7 protein-coding genes are annotated in these 19,850 nt (G+C 71.3%); 5 read left to right on the plus strand and 2 right to left on the minus strand.

What is annotated here, in order from left to right:
• Positions 1–6 precede the first annotated feature (6 nt).
• Both ACFVQ0_RS34810 and ACFVQ0_RS34815 read right to left on the minus strand, forming a co-directional pair.
• Positions 7–12,972 carry an SDR family NAD(P)-dependent oxidoreductase gene (locus tag ACFVQ0_RS34810; protein WP_390093180.1) on the minus strand — a complete coding sequence of 4,322 codons (12,966 nt, stop codon included), beginning with the start codon at positions 12,970–12,972 and terminating at the stop codon, positions 7–9.
• Positions 12,973–13,079: 107 nt separating this feature from the next.
• Positions 13,080–14,291: a cytochrome P450 gene (locus ACFVQ0_RS34815; RefSeq protein ID WP_390093181.1), complete on the minus strand. Its 1,212-nt coding sequence runs from the start codon at positions 14,289–14,291 to the stop codon at positions 13,080–13,082.
• A 359-nt stretch (positions 14,292–14,650) separates the two neighbouring features.
• Between ACFVQ0_RS34815 and ACFVQ0_RS34820 the strand changes: the two genes are divergently transcribed.
• The 5 genes from ACFVQ0_RS34820 (at position 14,651) to rfbA (ending at position 19,819) form a co-directional block, all read left to right on the plus strand.
• Positions 14,651–15,880, plus strand: coding sequence for a macrolide family glycosyltransferase (locus ACFVQ0_RS34820; protein WP_390093182.1), 1,230 nt, complete (start codon positions 14,651–14,653; stop codon positions 15,878–15,880).
• Between the two features lie 76 nt (positions 15,881–15,956).
• Positions 15,957–17,219: a cytochrome P450 gene (locus ACFVQ0_RS34825; RefSeq protein WP_390093183.1), complete on the plus strand. Its 1,263-nt coding sequence runs from the start codon at positions 15,957–15,959 to the stop codon at positions 17,217–17,219.
• 53 nt (positions 17,220–17,272) lie between these two features.
• Positions 17,273–17,719, plus strand: coding sequence for a sugar 3,4-ketoisomerase (locus ACFVQ0_RS34830; protein ID WP_390093184.1), 447 nt, complete (start codon positions 17,273–17,275; stop codon positions 17,717–17,719).
• On the plus strand, positions 17,716–18,858 hold the full coding sequence (locus tag ACFVQ0_RS34835) for a DegT/DnrJ/EryC1/StrS family aminotransferase (RefSeq protein WP_390093185.1): 1,143 nt from the start codon (positions 17,716–17,718) through the stop codon (positions 18,856–18,858). Before ACFVQ0_RS34830 ends, ACFVQ0_RS34835 begins: the two co-directional genes overlap by 4 nt.
• A gap of 55 nt (positions 18,859–18,913) precedes the next feature.
• Complete coding sequence (rfbA, locus tag ACFVQ0_RS34840) at positions 18,914–19,819, plus strand: glucose-1-phosphate thymidylyltransferase RfbA (RefSeq protein ID WP_390093193.1); 906 nt, start codon at positions 18,914–18,916, stop codon at positions 19,817–19,819.
• The last annotated feature ends 31 nt before the right edge of the window (positions 19,820–19,850 follow it).

Raw genomic sequence — 19,850 nt, forward strand, 5'->3', positions numbered from 1 at the left:
TTCCCGTCACAACTGCTCCTCGATGAAGGCGAAAAGTTCGTCGTCGGCGAGTTCGAGCGCCGGCTCGGGGGCGGCGGCCGTGCCGGCCGGGTGCCCGCCCATGACGGTGACCAGGGCGGCCAGCCGACGGTGGACGACCTCGCGGCGGATGTCGTCCTCTGCGAGCCCGGTCACGGCGGCCTCCAGGGCCTCCAGTCCGGCGAGGGCGGCCTCGCCGGCCTCCCGGCCGCCGCTCGCGGCGGTGTCCAGCTCCTCACCGAGGTGCGCGGCGACGGCCTGGGCGGTGGGGTGGTCGAAGACCAGGGAGGCGGCCAGGCGCAGTCCGGTCACGGCGTTGAGCCGGTTGCGGAGTTCGACCGCTGTCAGGGAGTCGAAGCCGATCTCGCGGAAGGCGCGGGCCGGTTCGACTGCCTCCGGCCCGGCGAAGCCGAGTACGGCGGCCACCTCGGTCCGGACCAGGGTCAGCAGCTCCCGGCCCCGGGCGGCGGCGCCGAGCGGCGCCAGGCGCCGGGTCAGCGCCTCAGCGGCGCCCTCACCGGAACCGGAACCGGTGGCGGCTGTGGTGGCCGACGCGGCTGCCGGTGCGGCGGCCGCGCCCCTCGGGACGGCGGGGGCCGGGACCAGGTCACGCAGCAGCGCGGGAACGGCTTCGGGGCCGTGCGCGGTCCGCTCGCGGCGCAGGGCCTGAGCGTCCAGGCGCAGCGGTACGAGCAGGGCGTCACCGTCCGGGTCTCCCTGGCCCGCGAGGGCCAGGTCGAAGAGGGCCAGGCCCTGCTCGTTGGTCATGGGCGCGATGCCGGAACGCCGCATACGGCGCAGGTCGGCCTCGGAGAGGTGCCCGGTCATTCCGCTGGCCTCGCCCCACAGGCCCCAGGCCAGGGAGGCGGCGGGCAGCCCGGCCGCGCGGCGGTGTTGCGCCAGGGCGTCCAGGAAGGTGTTGGCCGCGGCGTAGTTGGCCTGGCCGGGGCGGCCGAGGAGACCGGCGGCGCCGGAGAACAGCACGAAGGCGGACAGTGGCAGGCCGCGGGTCAGCTCGTGCAGGTGCAGAGCGGCGTCCGCCTTGGGCCGCAGTACGGTGTTCAGCCGCTCGGCGTCGAGGGCGGTGAGCGCCCCGTCGTCGAGCACGCCGGCCGCGTGGATCACGGCGGTCAGCGGGTGCGCCGGATCGATACCGGCGAGCAGGTCCGCGACGGCGGTGCGGTCGGCCATGTCACGGGCGGCGATCTCGACGCGGGCGCCGAGCGTGGTCAGTTCCCCTTCCAGTTCGGCGGCCCCGGCCGCGTTCCGGCCGCTGCGGCTGACGAGGAGCAGTCTGCGGGCGCCGTGGGCGGTGACAAGATGGCGGACGAGCAGCCGGCCGAGAGTGCCGGTCGCCCCGGTGACCAGCACGGTCCCTTCGGGATCGAACGCGGCCACGGTGTTGCCGGTGCCGGTGCCGGTGTCTTCGGTGCCGGTCCCGGCGGTCGCCGCGCGGGTGAGGGCCGGGACGAGTATCTCGCCGGCCCGCAGGGCGAACTGGGTCTCGCCGGTGGCGAGCGCCGCGGCGAGCGCGTCCGCCGAGGCGGGCGTGCCGTCGGTGTCGACGAGCACGAACCGGCCCGGATGTTCGGTCTGGGCGGACCGTACGAGCCCCCAGAGGCCGGCAGCCACGAGTCCGTCCGCGGTGTCGTCCCCGGTGGCCACGAGCGCCTGCCCGGTCAGCACGGTCAGGGGGACCTCCGCGAGGGGCCCGTCCTGGTCGAGCCAGTCCTGCACCAGGGCCAGACCCCGGGCGGTGAGGGCGCGCACGTCCTCCGGCGTGGTCTCCGGGTCGGCCGGGAACTGTGCGACCACAGCGTCCGGCGGAGCGGCGCCCGCGTCGACGGCGGCGCGCAGTGCCGCCGCGTCGGTGTGTGCCCCGGCCCCGGCGAGGCCTGCGGCGGCGATACCGAAGCCGTCGGTGCCGAGTACCGCCAGGTGGGCCGGCGGCCCGGCCTCAGTACGGCCGGCGGGCCGCTGCCAGGCCACGCGGTAGAGGGGGAGCCCGCTGTCGGCGGCGGCGCCGAGCAGTGCGTCCAGGCGGTCCTGCGCCAGGGGCCGCATCACGAGGGCGTCCAGGGTGAGGACGGGGGCCGCGGTGAGGTCCGTGGCCTCAAGGCGTACCGCGCCCTCCCCGGCAGGGGTGATGCGCACGCGCAGGGAGTCCGCGCCCGCCGCGTGCAGGGTGATGCCCTTCCACGCGAACGGCAGCAGCACGGAGCCGTCCGGCACGTCGAGCAGCCCGCCGGCCAGCCAGGGCTGGAGGGCCGCGTCGAGCAGCGCGGGATGCAGGCCGTAGCCGGTCGCGTCGGCCTGGGCCCGAGCGGGCAGCCGGATCTCGGCGAACACCTCGCCGTCGCCGCGCCACAGGGCCTCGATGCCGGCGAAGACCTCGCCGTACTCGTAGCCGAGATCCGAGAACTGCCCGTACACGTCGGTGGGTTCGATCCTCTCGGTGCCTGCGGGCGGCCAGGCGGTGGCCCAGCCCGGGGCGGCCGAGGGTATGGCGGGGGCGGCGGGGGCAACGAGGCTCTCGCCGTGCCGGGTCCACGCGGCTTCCTCGGTGCCGGCGGTGTTTTCGGGGCGGGAGTGGACGGTCAGCCGTCGGCGGCCCTGCCCGTCCGGGGTCTCCACCCGCACCTGGACCTGCGCGGCGCGGTGGCCGTCGAGGACGAGCGGTGCCTCCAGGGAAAGCTCCTCCACGGTGGCGCAGCCGGTCGCAGCCGCGGCGTGCAGGACGAGCTCGACGAAGGCCGTGCCGGGCAACAGGGTCCGGCCTCGGACGGCGTGGTCGGCGATCCATGGGTGCTCGGTGAGCGAGATCCGGCCGGCGAACACCGTCTCGCCGGTCGAGGCGACCGGCAGCGCGCCGCCGAGCAGCGGGTGGGTCTCCCACACCATGCCGAAGCGGGCAGCCGCGGCGTCGCCTACGCCAGCGGGCGAGGTCGGCGCCCAGTGGCGGCTGCGTTGGAAGGCGTAGGTGGGCAGGTCGACGACCTTGGCGCCGGTCCCGTCGAAGAGAACGGTCCAGTCGATGTCGACGCCACGGACGAACAGCTCGGCGGCCGAGGTCAGGAACCGCTCCCAGCCACCCTCCTCACGCCGCAACGAACCACTGACCAGCACATCCAGCCCGGCCGCATCAGCACACTCCTGAACACCGATACCGAGCACCGGGTGAGCGCTGGACTCGACGAAGGTGCCGAAGCCCCGGTCCAGGAGCAGCCGGACCGTCTCCTCGAAGCGGACGGTCTGACGGAGATTGCGGTACCAGTAGGAGGCGTCCAGCTGCGTCGTGTCAGTCAGCTCACCGGTCACCGTCGAGTAGAACGGAATCTCCGAACTCCTCGGCGCAACCGGAGCCAGCACATCGAGAAGCTCGGCTTCGATCCGCTCCACATGCGCGGAGTGCGAGGCGTAGTCGACCGGAACCTGACGCGCCCTAACCTCCTCACCCTGATACGCGGCCACGATCTCCGTAATCGCGTCGGCATCACCCGACACCACCGTGCTGGACGGACCATTCACGGCGGCCACACTCAACCGACCCGCCCACTTGGCACCGGCAAGACGTTCCTCGACCTGCGCCAACGGCAACGGAATCGACGCCATGCCGCCCAGACCGGCCAGTTCACGGCCGATCACACCGGCCCTGAGCGCCACCACGCGGGCCGCGTCCTCAAGGGACAGCGCCCCCGATACGGCCGCGGCCGCGATCTCTCCCTGGGAGTGCCCCACGACCGCATCCGGAACAACGCCGAAGGAACGCCACAGCTCGGCGAGCGAGACCATCACAGCCCACGTGACCGGCTGCACCACGCCCACATCGTCCAGCGAACCCCCCGCGCGGACCACCTCGACCACATCAAAGTCAACGAACGGCGCCAACGCATCAGCACACTCACGCAACCGGGCAGCGAACACCGGCGAGGACTCCAACAGGCCCGCGCCCATCCCGACCCACTGTGTCCCCTGACCCGGGAACACCAACACCCGACGCCCCACCGGGCCCACCGAGTCCTCGACGAGCCGGGAACCGAGCGTGACCTGACGGTGCTCGAACACCGACCGCGACGTCACCAGCGAATACCCGACATCCAGCAGACGCGGCGCACCCTCCACCTCAAGACGGGCCCGCAACCGCTCCGCCTGGACCTTCAGCGCCGGCCCCGACTTCCCCGACACCACCAACGGAACCACCGGCAACTCACGGATCGGAGTGTTGTCGTCGGGTTCCGTAACAGGAGCCTGCTCCAGGATGACGTGGGCGTTGGTCCCGCTCACACCGAACGCGGAGACGCCCGCACGACGTGGGCGTCCGGTCTCCGGCCACGGACGCGACTCGGTCAGCAACTCGACCGCACCCGCGTCCCAGTCGACCTGCGAGGACGGGGCGTCCACGTGCAACGTCCTCGGCAGCACACCCTCCTGGAGCGCCATCACCATCTTGATGACACCACCCACACCCGCAGCGGCCTGCGGGTGGCCGATGTTCGACTTCAGGGAGCCGAGCCACAGCGGCTGCTCCGCCGGGCGCTGCCCGTAGGTGGCCAGCAGTGCCTGCGCCTCGATCGGGTCACCGAGCTTGGTCCCGGTACCGTGCGCCTCGACCACGTCCACGTCCGCTGTCCCCAGACCGGCGTTGGCCAGGGCCTGCAGGATGACCCGCTCCTGGGAGGGGCCGTTGGGGGCGGTGAGGCCGTTGCTCGCGCCGTCCTGGTTGACGGCGTCGCCTCGGATGACGGCGAGCACCCGGTGGCCCCGGCGGACGGCTTCCGACATCCGCTCGACGGCGACCATGCCGGCGCCCTCGGCCCAGCTGGTGCCGTCGGCGGCATCGGCGAAGGCCTTGCTGCGGCCGTCGACGGCGAGCCCGCGCTGCCGGGAGAACTCCACGAACAGGCCGGGGGCGGCCATGACCGTCACACCGCCGGCGAGAGCGAGGTCGCACTCCCCCGCGCGAACGGCCTGTGCGGCCATGTGCAGGGTGACCAGGGAGGAGGAGCAGGCAGTGTCCACGGAGACGGACGGGCCTTCAAGGCCAAGCACGTACGAGATGCGCCCGGAGACCACGCTCGCGGACTTGCCGGTGAGCAGGTAGCCCTCGTGCTCCTCGGACGCCTCGTGCAGCCGGGAGGCGTATTCCTGGTGGGTGAGGCCCACGTACACACCGGTACGGGTGCCGCGCAGGGACAGCGGGTCGATGCCGGCCCGCTCCAGGGCCTCCCAGGAGGTTTCGAGCAGGAGCCGCTGCTGCGGGTCCATCACCAGGGCCTCGCGCGGCGAGATCCCGAAGAACTCGGCGTCGAACTCGGCTGCCTCGTGGAGGAACCCGCCCTCGCGGACATACGTGGTGCCGCGGCGACCCGACTCCGGGTCGGGCTCGTAGACCTCGTCGAGGTTCCAGCCCCGGTCGGTGGGCGCGGCGCCGATGACGTCGCGCTCGGCCATGACCAGGTCCCACAGCGCCTCGGGGGTGTCGGCCTCGCCGGGGAAGCGGCAGGCCATGCTCACGATCACGATCGGGTCCTCGGCGTCCCCGGCCGCTCGGACGGCGGGGGCGGGAGCGGGAACCGTTGCTGGGGTGTCTCCGAGGAGCTTGCCGAGCAGGTATGCGGCGAGCGCGCCCGGGTTGGGGCGGTCGAACACGACAGTGGCGGGCAGCCGCAGACCGGTGGCCCCGGCGATGCGGTTGCGCAGCTCCAGCGCGGTGAGGGAGTCGAAGCCGGTGTCCTTGAACGCCCGGTCGGGGCGGATGGCGTCGGTGCTCGGGTGTCGCAGCACCGCTGCGGCCTCGCCGCGCACGAGCTCGACCAGCGTCCGGGTCCGTTCGGCCTCGGGGAGTGCGGCGAGCCGTTGGGCCAGTCCGTCGGCGGGGCCCACGGAGGCCCCGGCGGAGGCCTGCTGCCGCGCCTCCTCCAGCGCGTGCCGGGCTTCCGGCACGGTGTCGAAGACGGGTCCGGGGCGCAGCGCGGCGGTGCGCGGGGCGAAGTCGGCCCAGTCGACGTCCAGGACGGTGACGCAGGTGTCACGCAGGTCGAGAGCGCGGTGGAGGGCCTCGATGCCTTCGGCGGGGTCCATGGCCCTGATGCCTCGGCGGCTCAGGCTCTCCTCGCCTGCGCCCTCGGCCATGCCGCCGCCGCCCCACAGGCCCCAGGCGACGGAGGTGGCGGGGAGGCCCTCGGCGCGGCGCTGTTCCGCGAGGACGTCGAGGGAGGCGTTGGCTGCGGCGTAGGCGGCCTGACCGCCGTTGCCCCAGGTGCCGGTGACGGAGGAGAAGAGGACGAAGGCGTCCAGTTCCAGGCCGTGGTCGCGGGTGAGTTCGTGCAGGAGATACGCCGCGTCGGCCTTCGGGGCCCGGACCCTGCGGAAGGCCTCGGCGGTGACGGAACCGATCACCCCGTCGTCGAGCACCCCGGCGGTGTGGAAGACGGCGGTGGGCGGGTGGGCGTCGAGGAGTGCGGCCAGCGCCTCCCGGTCGGAGACGTCACAGGCGGCCAGGGTGACTTCGGCACCCAGGGCACGCAGTTCCTCGGCCAGCCCGGCAGCACCGGGAGCATCCGGACCACGACGCCCCGTCAACACCAGATGCCCCGCCCCCGCCCCGGCGAGCCAACGAGCGACATGAGCACCAAGGGCACCCGTGCCACCCGTCACCAGGACAGTGCCACGGGCCGTCCAGCGGGTGTCCTCTGCCGTCCCGGCGGCCTGGCCCGCGCGGGTCACCCGGCGGCCGTAGGGACCGGAGGCGCGGACGGCGATCTGGTCCTCGGCGCCGGGGCGGCCACCCTGGGCCAGCGCGGCGGCCATCCGGTCGAAGGCTCGGGCGTCGGGCTGCGCGGGCAGGTCGACGACGCCTCCCCAGAGGGCGGGCAGTTCGAGTGCGGCGACCCTGGCGAGGGCCCATACCTGCGCCCCGGAGTCCTCGGGCACTTCGCCGGGGGCGACGGCCACGGCCTGCCGGGTCAGGGCCCACACGGCGGCCGGGGCGAGGTCGGTGTCGGCGGCGGCCTGAAGGAGCGCGACGGAGGCGAGAACCGCCTCCGTGCCCCCTGCCAGCGGGAGGAGGGACAGTACTCCGTCGAAGGTCTCGCCCTCGGTCCGGTACGAGCCCAGCCGGTCGGCCAGGGCCTCGCGGGTGGCGGTGCGCGCGTCGAGGATCAGACGCTCGGTGCGGGCACCATTCCGGACGAGGGCGGATTCGGCCTCGTCGGCCAGGTCGGCGATGCCTTCGGGAAGGACGAGCAACCAGCGCCCGGAAAGGCTGGTGCCAGAGCCCTTGGTGGCGCTCAGGCCCTTCCAGGTGGTGCGGTAGCGCCAGGAGTCCGTGCCGGAGGCCTCGGCTGCGGAAGCGGGCTGGGTAGAGGGCTCCAGCCAGTAGTGCTCGTGCTGGAAGGCGTAGGTGGGCAGGTCGACAACCCTGGCCCCCGTACCGTCGAAGAGAACGGTCCAGTCGATGTCGATGCCACGGACGAACAGTTCGGCGGCCGAGGTCAGGAACCGCTCCCAACCGCCTTCCTCGCGCCGCAACGAACCACTGGTCAGGACATCCTTGCCCTCGGCGGTCTCCTGGATGCCCATGATCAGCACCGGGTGAGCGCTGGACTCGACGAAGGTGCCGAAGCCCCGGTCCAGGAGCAGCCGGACCGTCTCCTCGAAACGGACGGTCTGACGGAGATTGCGGTACCAGTACGCGGCGTCCAGCTGCGTCGTGTCAGTCAGCTCGCCGGTCACCGTCGAGTAGAACGGAATCTCCGAACTCCTCGGCGTAACCGGAGCCAGCACATCGAGAAGCTCGGCTTCGATCCGCTCGACGTGCGCGGAGTGCGAGGCGTAGTCGACCGGGACCTGACGCGCCCTAACCTCCTCACCCTGATACGCGGCAACGATCTCCGTGATCGCGTCGGCGTCACCCGACACCACCGTGCTGGACGGGCCATTCACGGCGGCCACGCTCAGCCGACCCGCCCACTTGGCACCGGCAAGACGTTCCTCGACCTGCGCCAACGGCAGCGGAATCGACGCCATGCCGCCGAGGCCGGCCAGCTCACGGCCGATCACACCGGCCCTGAGCGCCACTACGCGGGCCGCGTCCTCCAGGGACAGCGCCCCCGAAACAGCAGCGGCCGCGATCTCCCCCTGGGAGTGCCCCACCACCGCATCCGGAACAACGCCGAAGGAACGCCACAGCTCGGCGAGCGACACCATCACAGCCCACGTCACCGGCTGCACCACACCCACATCGTCCAGCGAACCCCCCGCGCGGACCACCTCGACCACATCAAAGTCAACGAACGGCGCCAACGCATCAGCACACTCACGCAACCGGGCAGCGAACACCGGCGAGGACTCCAACAGCCTCGCACCCATCCCCACCCACTGCGTCCCCTGACCCGGAAACACCAACACCCGACGACCCGGCGCCCCAGCCACACCCTCGACCTTCAGATCCCCGAAGGAGACGGAACGGTGCTCCAGATGCGAGCGCCCGGCAGCAAGACTCAGCGCCACATCGAGCGGACGCAGCGCGGAATCCGCCTCCAACCGGGCCCGCAGCCGGGAAGACTGCGCCTCCAAAGCAGCCCCCGACTTCGCGGACACCACCAACGGAACCACCGGCAGTTCACGGATCGGGGTGTCGTCGTCGTCGGGTTCCGTAACAGGAGCCTGCTCCAGAATGACGTGCGCATTGGTCCCACTCACACCGAACGCGGAGACCCCCGCGCGGCGCGAACGCCCGGTCTCCGGCCACGGACGCGACTCGGTCAGCAACTCAACCGCACCCGCATCCCAATCCACCTGCGAGGACGGGGCATCCACATGCAACGTCTGCGGCAGCACACCCTCCTGGAGCGCCATCACCATCTTGATGACACCACCCACACCCGCAGCGGCCTGCGCATGACCGATGTTCGACTTCAACGAACCCAGCCACAACGGCTGCTCCACCGGGCGCCGCCCATACGTGGCCAGCAAGGCCTGCGCCTCGATCGGGTCACCCAACCGGGTCCCCGTCCCGTGCGCCTCGACCGCGTCCACATCCGCAGTCCCCAGACCGGCGTTGGCCAGGGCTGCCCGGATCACCCGCTGCTGCGAGGGACCGTTCGGCGCCGTCAGACCGTTGCTCGCACCGTCCTGGTTCACCGCCGAACCCCGCACCACCGCCAGCACACGATGCCCCGCGGCCACCGCGTCCGACAGCCGCTCCACCAGCAGCACACCCACACCCTCGGCCCAGCCCGTACCGTCCGTACCCTCCGCGAACGCCTTGCACCGACCATCCGAAGCCAACCCCCGCTGCTGCGAGAACTCCACGAACATGCCGGGGCTCGCCATCACCGAGGCGCCGCCGGCGAGAGCGAGGTCGCACTCGCCCGAACGCAGCGACTGCGCGGCGAGGTGGAGAGCCACCAGGGAGGAGGAGCAAGCCGTGTCGACCGTGACCGCCGGGCCTTCCAGACCCAGCGCATAGGAAATGCGACCGGACATGACGCTGGCCGTGTTGCCGGTGAGCAAGTAGCCCTCGTAGCCCTGGGCGTTCTCGTAGAGGCGCGGGCCGTACTCCTGGGTCATGGCGCCGACGAAGACGCCGGTGCGGGAGCCCTTCAGCGAGTCGGCCGGGACACCCGCCCGCTCCAACGCCTCCCACGACGTCTCCAGCAACAACCGCTGCTGCGGATCCATCGCCACCGCCTCACGCGGCGAAATACCGAAAAACCCCGCGTCGAACCCACCCGCACCGTGAAGGAAACCCCCCTCACGCACATACGAACGCCCCGCAACACCCGGCTCAGGATCGAACAGCGACTCCACATCCCAACCACGGTCACCCGGGAACGGCGACACCGCATCCACCCCCGACGACACCAACTCCCACAACCCCTCCGGCGAACCCACCCCACCCGGGAAACGGCACGCCATCCCCACAATCGCGATGGCGTCCTCGTCCTGGCCGGAGGCCGGCTGCTCCCGGCGGGCCGGAACCCCGGCCGGGGCCTCGGGCGGCACGGTCGGAGCCGCGGTGGTGGCCTCGGCGGCAGCGTCGCGGATCAGCCGGGCGACGGCCAGCGGGGTCGGGTAGTCGTAGATCAGGGTGGCGGGCAGACGTACGCCGGTCGCGGCCCGCAGCCGGTTGCGCAGCTCGATGCCGTTGACGGACTCGAAGCCCTGCTGCTTGAAGGTCTTCTCGGGCGCGACCGAATCGCCGGTGGCCCGGCCTCGTACGGCGGCGGCGTGGACGCGCACCAGCTCCAGCACGTGGTCGAGCTGCTCGGCCTCGGATCGGCCGCGCAGCTCGCGGCTGAGCAGGGTCTCGTCGGCATCGGCCCCGGAAGCCCGGCCCTGCTCTGCGGAGCCGTCCTCGGCGATCCAGTGACGGGTGCGCTGGAAGGCGTACGTGGGCAGGTCGACAACCCTCGCCCCCGTGCCCTCGAAGAGGACACTCCAGTCGATGTCGACACCACGGACGAACAGCTCGGCGGCCGAGGTCAGGAACCGCTCCCAGCCACCTTCCTCACGCCGCAACGAACCACTGACCAGCACATCCAGCCCGGCCGCATCAGCACACTCCTGAACACCCATACCGAGCACCGGATGCGCACTCGACTCGACGAACGTGCCGAAGCCCCGGTCCAGAAGCAGCCGAACCGTCTCCTCGAAACGAACCGTCTGACGCAGATTGCGATACCAGTACGACGCATCCAGCACCGTCGTATCAACCAGCTCACCCGTCACCGTCGAATAGAACGGAATCTCCGAACTCCTCGGCGCAACCGGAGCCAGCACGTCCAGGAGTTCGGCTTCGATCCGCTCCACGTGCGCGGAGTGCGAGGCGTAGTCGACCGGAACCTGACGCGCCCGCACCCCCTCCGCGTCATACGCGGCAACGATCTCCGTAATCGCGTCGGCGTCACCCGACACCACCGTGCTCGACGGACCATTCACGGCAGCCACACTCAACCGACCCGCCCACCCGGCACCGGCAAGACGTACCTCGACCTGCGCCAACGGCAACGCGATCGACGCCATGCCACCCAGACCGGCCAGCTCACGACCGATCACACCGGCCCTGAGCGCCACCACACGAGCCGCGTCCTCCAGGGACAACGCCCCCGAAACAGCAGCCGCCGCAATCTCTCCCTGGGAGTGCCCCACCACCGCATCCGGAACAACGCCGAACGAACGCCACAGCTCGGCGAGCGAGACCATCACAGCCCACGTGACCGGCTGCACCACACCCACACCGTCCAGCGAACCCCCCGCACGCACCACCTCGACCACATCAAAATCAACGAACGGCGCCAACGCATCAGCACACTCACGCAACCGAGCAGCAAACACCGGCGAGGACTCCAACAGCCCCGCACCCATCCCCACCCACTGCGTCCCCTGACCAGGGAACACCAACACCCGACGACCTGTCTCGCCCGCGACCCCGTGGACGGCGGAGCGCTCCAGGCGGGTGAGGAGTTCCTCGCGGTCGCCGGCCAGGACCACGGCGCGGTGGCCGAAGACGGTGCGGGCGGTGGCCTGGGTCCAGGCCGTGTCCAGGAGGTTGTGCTCCGGGCCGTGTTCGATGCGGGCGCTGAGCTGGGCGGCCTGGTCGCGCAGGCCCTCGGCGGTGCGGCCCGTGACGATGACGGGGAGGACGGGCAGGGTTCGGGTGGCGGGTTCGGCCGGGCGCGGGGCCGGGGCCTGCTCCAGCACCAGGTGCGCGTTGGTGCCGCCCATACCGAAGGAGGACACGCCGGCCCGGCGCGGCCGGGAGCCGTCCGCCTCGTCCGTCGGCCAGGTGCGCAGGTCGGTCTGGAGGCTGAGGTTCAGCTCGTCGAGCGGGATGTCGGGGTTCGGGATCGCGTAGTTGAGGCTGGGCGGGAGTTCGCCCTCCCGGACGGCGAGCGCGGTCTTGAGGAAGCCGACGATGCCGGCGGCGCCTTCGAGGTGGCCGACGTTGGTCTTGGCTGAGCCGACGACGAGCGGGGCGCCGGGGGTGCGGGCGGTGCCGAGGACGGCGCCGAGGGCCGCAGCCTCGACGGGGTCACCGGCGCGGGTGCCGGTGCCGTGGAGTTCGACGTAGTGGACGTCCTCGGGGCGGACGCCCGCGCGCTCGTACGCCTCGCGGAGGACGGCCTCCTGGGCGTCCCGGTGCGGGGTGGTCAGGCTGGGGCCGCCGCCGTCGTTGTTGATGGCGCCGCCCTTGACGACACAGTGGACGCGGTCGCCGTCGGCGAGGGCCTGGCGCAGCGGCTTGAGGACGACGCAGACGCCGCCCTCCCCGCGTACGTAGCCGTTGGCGCGGGCGTCGAAGGTGTGGCAGCGGCCGTCCGGGGAGAGGGCGCCCATCATTTCCATGGTGGTGGTGCTGTGGCCGGACAGGATGAGGTTGACGCCGGCGACCACGGCGAGGTCGCTCTCGCCGCGGAGCAGTCCCTCGCAGGCGAGGTGGACGGCGACGAGCGAGGAGGACTGGGCGGTGTCGACGGCCATGCTGGGGCCGCGCAGTCCGAGGTGGTACGAGAGCCGGTTGGCGGTCATGGCCCGGTGCAGACCGGCCGCGGTGTAGCCGCCGGTGGCATCGGCGTGAGCGTGGGACAGGGCCGCGTAGTCGTCGGAGGCGACGCCGACGTACACGGCGGTGCGGGTGCCGGAGAGCCTGCCGGGGACGATTCCGGCGTGCTCCAGGGCCTCCCAGCCGAGTTCGAGTACCAGACGCTGCTGCGGATCGGTGGCGGCGGCCTGTGCCGGGCTCATCCCGAAGAATTCCGCTTCGAATTCCCCGTGGTTCTCCAGGGCGGCCCGCCAGGTGCCGTCCTCCTGCCGGGTGATGCCGTGGTTTCCGGTTCGGAGGAGCTGCCAGAATTCCTCGGGTGTATCGGCTCCGGGAAGTCGGCACGCCATCCCCACGACGGCTATGTCGTTGTCACCCACGAGCTGTTCACCGGTCTTGGGGGTCATTAATTCTCCATAGCCAGAGATGAGGTGCGGAAAATCCACAGATCCACGAGCGGTTCGAAGGACCCGGAAGGGTCGGTGCTACGGGAAAGCCGGGTGCCGGGGCACCGTCACCACGTGACGGGGAGCTCCACGAGTCCGCGGACGAGCATGTCCCGGTGCCAGGCGAGTTCGTCGGCGGGCACGGCGAGGCGCAGTCCGGGCAGCCGGGCGGTGAGGACTTCCAAGGCGCACTGGAGTTCGGTGCGGGCCAGCGGGGCGCCGAGGCAGAAGTGCGGGCCCTGGCCGAAGGCGAGGTGCTGGTTGGGCTCACGGTCGAGGACGACGCCGGCGGCGTCGTCGAACACGGTCCCGTCGTGGTTGGCGGAGGCGAGGGAGTAGACGACGGCCTCGCCGGCGCGGATGGTCACGCCGCCGATCTCGACGTCCTCGGTGGCGACGCGGGTGGGTCCGACGCTGTTCCACAGCGGGACGACGCGCAGGAGCTCCTCCACGGCGGCGGGCACGAGCCCGGGCTCCGCGCACAACTTCTCGTAGCGGCCGCGGTCCTGCAGGAGGACCAGGACGTGGCCGGCGATCTGGCTGGCGGTGGTCTCGTGGCCGCCGATGAGCATGCCGCCGATGAGCATGAGCAGTTCGTTCTCGGAGAGGCGCTCGCCCTCGTCGTGGGCCACGACCAGGGCGCTGAGGAGGTCGTCCTCGGGCTGCGCACGCCGCTTGACCACGTATCCGCGCAGGTAGTCGGCGTACTCCTCGGCCGCCTGGGCGACCTGCTCGTCGGTGTAGCGGCTGGCGGACATCAGGGCCTCTGTGAAGGCCCGGAAGATGTGCTGGTCCTCGTGCGGGATGCCGAGCATTTCGCAGATGACCGAGGTGGGCAGGGGCAGCGCGAGCTTCTCGACGAGGTCGGCGGGCCCGCCGTCGGCGACCAGGTCGTCGACGAGGGCGTGGGTGATCTCGGCGATCCGGGGGCGCATCGCGGCCACGCGGCGGGCGGTGAAGGCGCGGGAGACGAGCCGGCGCAGCCGGGCGTGGTCCTCGGGGGGCATGCCCATGAGGCCGACGGAGTCGAGCCCGCGGGGGGCGGCGCGGGGCACGTCCTTGTCGGCGCCCGCGTGCATGCTCAGCCGGGGATCGGCGGAGGCCTTCTTGATGTCCGCGTGCCGGGTCAGGAGCCACGCCTCGCCGCCGTAGGGCATGCGGACCCGTGCCACGGGCTCACCGGACCGGAGTTCGGCGTACGCGGGGTCGAGCGCGAGGTCTACTCGGTCGCCGAACGGATACGTCCGGACGGATCCGGCGACGGCATGAGGGCAGGTCATGACTGAATCTCCTCTGTACGCGGACCCTGACACCGAACAGCAGCACCGCACCGTTGCCACCGGCGCGTTTTTGATTGTGTCAAGTCATCGCGAATTGGCCAGGAAATTCGAGTCGGATTTTAGCGGTGTGCAAGCGGTCCACGACAGCGATTTGAGCTGGGCTCGACACGGCCGGGTCAGAATGGAAAAACACAGACGACTGTGTCAGGTCCCCCCTTGCGCCGCACAAGTGGGGGGCCGTAATTTTCCGTTGCATCGAAGCCTTGCACCGAAGCTTTGCACCGAAGACTCGCACCAGAGATTTAGCCGAAGAGCTGCATCGAAAAGCCGTATCCGTTTTGCCTCGAAAGGCTGCCCCGATGGCACATATCGCCTTCTTCATTCTTCCTGCGGCCGGTCACGTCAACCCGACGCTGTCCGTCGCACGGGAACTCGTCGCGCGCGGCCACCGGGTCACCTACGCCCTGTCCGAGAGTTACGGCGAGCGGGTGCTCGCGACGGGGGCGGAGTTCATCCCCTACCCGATGGACCAGGACCGCTTCCTGGCCACGATGGTGCCGCAGCAGGACTCCGCCGAGTACACGGACCAGCAGGAGTTCGTGAACATGATGAAGTGGATGCTGGAGCTGACCCGGCAGACGCTTCCCCGGTTCGAGGAGCACTTCGAGTCCGAGGGCCGTCCGGACGTGTTCGTGTGCGACCCGTCCTCCTTCTGGAGCGGGGCCATCCTGGCGGCGAAGTGGGGCGTGCCGGTCATCCGCAGCACCCCGACGTACGTGGCCAACGAGCACTGGTCCCTGCACCCGCCGGTCGACACGGCGGAGGAGCAGCAGGAGGACCCGGAGACCGGCGCGCTGTTCGAGACCGTCGCCGGCCTGCTGGCGGAGCACGGCGTCGAGAAGAGCATCGGGGAGTTCGCCGAGGACGTGCACTCGGGTCCCGCGCTGGTCTACCTGCCGCGTTCCTTCCAGTACGCGGGCGAGACCTTCGGTGAGGAGGTCGCCTTCGTCGGTCCATGCACGAGCGACAACAACTTCCACGGCGACTGGGAGGCGCCCGCTACGGGCCGCCCGCTCGCCCTGGTCAGCCTGGGCACCCTGTACAACAAGCAGCCGGAGTTCTTCCGCGCCTGCGTCGACGCCTTCGCGGATCTGGACTGGGACGTGGTGATCGCCCACGCCGGCGGGGTCCCGGAGGGCGGTCTCGGCGAGCTGCCGCCGAACGTACAGGTGCACTCCTTCGTGCCGCAGGGCGCCGTGCTCAAGCACGCGTCCCTGATGATCAATCACGGCGGTACGAGCACCGTGCTCCAGGCCGTCTCCGAGGGCATCCCGGTCATCTCCGTACCGCAGATGGCGGAGCTGCACGCGACGGCGACCCGGGTGGAGCAGCTGGGCGTGGGCGCCAAGATCCTGCGCAAGGACATCTCCCCGGAGAAGATCCGCGAGACCGTGCTCGCCCTGGCCACCGACGAGTCCGTTGCCGCGAAGGTGGCGTGGCTGCGGCAGGAGATCACGTCCGCGGGCGGCCCGACCGCGGCCGCCGACGCGGTCGAGCGGCTCCTGGTACCGGCGCCCGCCGCCGGCTGAACCGCTCAGCCGCCCTCCCCTCCTCTTCCCTCCCTCCTTCCAGACTTCTTGCCGAATACCAGCTGAGGAAGCCGATATGACGACACAGATCGCCGAGGACACAGAAGCCGTGGCCGTGGCCGTGGACATCCCGGAGACCGAGGCGCCGCACCCGCTGGCGCAGCCGGTCGATGCCGACGCCGAGGGGCTGCTGGAGTGGTTCGCGCGCTGCCGCGCCGAGGCCCCCGTGTTCTGGGACTCGACGCGTTTCGCGTGGCAGGTGTTCTCGTACGAGGACTACAACACCGTCTCCACCAACCCGCAGATCTTCTCCTCCGACTTCTCGCCGGTCTTCCCGGTGCCGGAGGAGCTGGCTCTGCTGATGGGGCCGGGCACCTTCGGCGGCATCGACCCGCCGAAGCACGGCCCGCTGCGCAAGCTGGTCAGCCAGGCGTTCACCCCGCGCCGGATGGCCGCGCTGGAGCCCCGTATCGCGGAGATCACCAGCAAGCTCCTCGCCGACTTCGGCGACCGCACCGAGATCGACGTGGTGACGGACCTGGCGTACCCGCTGCCGGTGACGGTGATCGCCGAGCTGCTGGGCGTCCCGGCCTCGGACCAGGACCTGTTCCGTGAGTGGGTCGACGTCATCCTCAACAACGAGGGCATGGAGTACCCCAACCTCCCGGCCGACTTCGCGGAGACCATGGGCCCGGCCATCAAGGAGTGGGCCGCGTACCTGTACGCGAAGATCGCCGAGAAGCGGGCCACGCCGTCCGACGACCTGATGAGCGGGCTCATCGAGTCCGAGGTCGACGGCCGCCGCCTCACCGACGAGGAGATCGTCAACATCGTGGCGCTGCTGCTCACGGCGGGCCACATCTCCAGCGCGACCCTGCTCGGCAACCTGTTCATCGTGCTGGACCAGCACCCCGAGGTGCAGGCCGAGCTGCGGGCCGACCGCTCGCTGATCCAGGCCGCGGTGGAGGAGACGCTGCGCTACCGCAGCCCCTTCAACAACATCTTCCGGCTGCTGAAGGAGGACACCGACATCCTCGGCGTCCCGATGAAGGCCGGCCAGATGGTCACGGCGTGGAGCGCCTCGGCCAACCGCGATGCCGGGCAGTTCCCGGACCCGGACGCCTTCGACGTCCACCGGACCGCGAACAAGCACATGGCCTTCGGCCACGGCATCCACCACTGCCTCGGCGCGTTCCTGGCCCGGATGGAGGCGAAGGTGTTCCTCAACCTGGTCTTCGACGCCTTCCCGTCGTTCAAGGTCGACCTGGACGGGGCGGAGTTCTACGAGGCGGATCAGCTGACCCCCCGTCACCTCCCCGTCTCCGTCGTCCGCGGCTGATCCAGCCGCGCCTGAGGCACCGGCCGGACAGGGCAACCAGGGAGCGCGATCGCATGTCGGTGGGCATCATCACAGAACCGAAGGTGGGCAGGGTCAAGCCCTGTGCCTTCATCGAGTTGGAGCAGCACAACGACGCACGGGGCAACCTGTCGGTCGTCGAGTCCGAGTGGACGGCGGGCTTCCCGATCGAGCGGGTGTACTACCTGCACGGTCTGGACACCGGCTCGTCCCGCGGCGGGCACGCGCACCGGGCGCTGGAGCAGCTCGTCATCGCCGTCCACGGCAGTTTCACGATCACCGTGGACGACGGGGTCAACCAGGCGGAGCACCGTCTCGACGACGCCGGCCGGGGCCTGTACATCGGGCCGATGGTGTGGCGGAACCTGAGCGACTTCTCGGCGGACGCGGTCAGCGTGGTCCTGGCCTCGCGGCACTACGACGAGTCGGACTACTACCGCGACTACGACGAGTTCCTGCGGGCCGCGAGGAGGGGGCTGTGACGGCCCCGGCGCCGGCCCGCCCGGCACGCGTCGTCCCCTTCCACGACCTGCGGGACCTGCACGCCCTCGACGATGTGCAGGCGGAGATCGACGCCGCCGTGCTGCGGGTGTCGCGCTCCGGACGCTACCTGCTCGGCCCCGAGCTGGAGGCGTTCGAGGAGGAGTACGCCCGGTACTGCGAGAACGAGCACTGCGTCGGTGTCGGCAGCGGCCTGGCCGCCCTGGAGCTGACGCTGCGGGCGCTGGGCATCGGCGCGGGCGACGAGGTGGTCGTCCCCGGACACACGTACATCGCGAGCTGGCTCGCGGTGTCCGCCACGGGGGCCCGCCCCGTCCCCGTGGAGCCGGCGGCCGGATCGTACCTGATCGACCCCGACCGCCTCGCGGCCGCGATCACCCCGCGGACCAAGGCGGTCATGCCGGTGCACCTGTACGGGCACCCGGTGGACCTCGACGCGATCGAGGCCGTCACCGCGCCCCGGGGCATCCCGGTCGTGGAGGACGCGGCCCAGGCGCACGGGGCCCGCTACAAGGGCCGGCGGATCGGCTCGCGGTACGTGGCGGCGTTCAGCTTCTACCCGGGCAAGAACCTGGGCGCGCTGGGCGACGCCGGCGCCGTGGTCACCTCCGACGCGGAGCTCGCCGGGCGGATCCGGCTGCTGCGCAACTACGGCTCCCGCGAGAAGTACCGGCACGAGGTGCACGGCACCAACTCCCGCCTGGACGAGATGCAGGCGGCGGCGCTGCGGGCGAAGCTGCCGTACCTCGACGCGTGGAACGCGCGCCGGGGCACGATCGCCGCACGCTACACCGAGGGCCTCTCCGGCCTGCCGGGGGTGGTCCCTCCGGCCGTCCGGTCCTGGGCCGAGCCCGTCTGGCACCAGTACGTGCTGCGCACCGCGCACCGCGAGGAGCTACGGCAGGCCCTGACCGGGGCCGGGGTGGAGAGCCTGGTCCACTACCCGATCGCCGTCCACCGATCCGGCGCCTACGCGCGCACCCGGTTCGTGCCGCTGCCCCGCTCCGAGCGGCTGGCGGCGGAGGTGCTGAGCCTGCCCATGGGCCCGCAACTGATCGCACGGGACGCGGAGACCGTCATCGCGGCGGTCCGTCACGCCACGGAGAACAGCCATGTCTGACGTCACGAAGGTTCCGGCCCTCTCGGCACTCGGCGACCCCGCCTCCCGCCGTCCGATGAAGGGCATCGTCCTGGCCGGTGGCAGCGGCACCCGGCTGCGCCCGCTGACCGGCGCGCTGTCCAAGCAGCTGCTGCCGGTCTACGACAAGCCGATGATCTACTACCCGCTGTCGGTGCTGATGCTGGCGGGCATCCGCGACATCCAGATCATCTCCGCCAAGGACCACCTGGAGATGTTCCGCGCGCTGCTCGGCGACGGAAGGCAGCTCGGCATCCGCCTGAGCTACGCCCAGCAGGAGGAGCCCCACGGCATCGCGGAGGCCTTCCTCATCGGCGAGGAGCACATCGGCGACAGCCCCGTGGCACTCATTCTCGGGGACAACGTCTTCCACGGCCCCGGCTTCTCCCAGCTGATCGCGCAGGCCGCCGCCCGCCTGGACGGCTGCGAGCTGTTCGGCTACCCGGTCAAGGACCCTCAGCGGTACGGGGTCGGCGAGATCGACGCCGACGGCTCCCTGCTCTCCCTGGTGGAGAAGCCGGTCAAGCCGCGCTCCAACCTCGCGGTGACCGGCCTGTACCTCTACGACAACGACGTGGTGGACATCGCCCGCCGGCTGACGCCCTCGGCACGCGGCGAGCTGGAGATCACCGACGTCAACCGGGTGTACCTGGCCCAGGGCCGGGCCCGGCTGAACCCGCTGGGCCGCGGATTCGCCTGGCTGGACATGGGGACCCACGACTCGCTTCTTCAGGCCGGGCAGTACGTACAGCTGCTGGAGCAGCGCCAGGGCGAGCGGATCGCCTGCGTGGAGGAGATCGCCCTGCGGACGGGCTTCATCAGCCCCGAGCAGTGCTTCGCCCTCGGCAGCGACCTGGGGGCTTCCAGTTACGGCGACTACGTGCGGGAGATCGCCCGCCGGGCCGCCGCGGAGGGGCAGACCGCCGATTCGTCGGCCGCCTGACCACCCACCGAACCCGACCCAACCGACCGAC

This window comes from Streptomyces sp. NPDC057900 (assembly GCF_042887885.1).
In the GTDB taxonomy this organism is placed as follows: Bacteria; Actinomycetota; Actinomycetes; order Streptomycetales; family Streptomycetaceae; genus Streptomyces.

Excerpts from the sequence above, each read along its gene's own strand:
- ACFVQ0_RS34825 (WP_390093183.1), top strand. The coding sequence starts at position 15,957 with ATGACGACACAGATCGCCGAGGACACAGAAGCCGTGGCCGTGGCCGTG.
- rfbA (WP_390093193.1), top strand. The coding sequence starts at position 18,914 with ATGAAGGGCATCGTCCTGGCCGGTGGCAGCGGCACCCGGCTGCGCCCG.
- ACFVQ0_RS34820 (WP_390093182.1), top strand. The coding sequence starts at position 14,651 with ATGGCACATATCGCCTTCTTCATTCTTCCTGCGGCCGGTCACGTCAAC.
- ACFVQ0_RS34830 (WP_390093184.1), top strand. The coding sequence starts at position 17,273 with ATGTCGGTGGGCATCATCACAGAACCGAAGGTGGGCAGGGTCAAGCCC.
- ACFVQ0_RS34815 (WP_390093181.1), bottom strand. The coding sequence starts at position 14,291 with ATGACCTGCCCTCATGCCGTCGCCGGATCCGTCCGGACGTATCCGTTC.
- ACFVQ0_RS34810 (WP_390093180.1), bottom strand. The coding sequence starts at position 12,972 with ATGACCCCCAAGACCGGTGAACAGCTCGTGGGTGACAACGACATAGCC.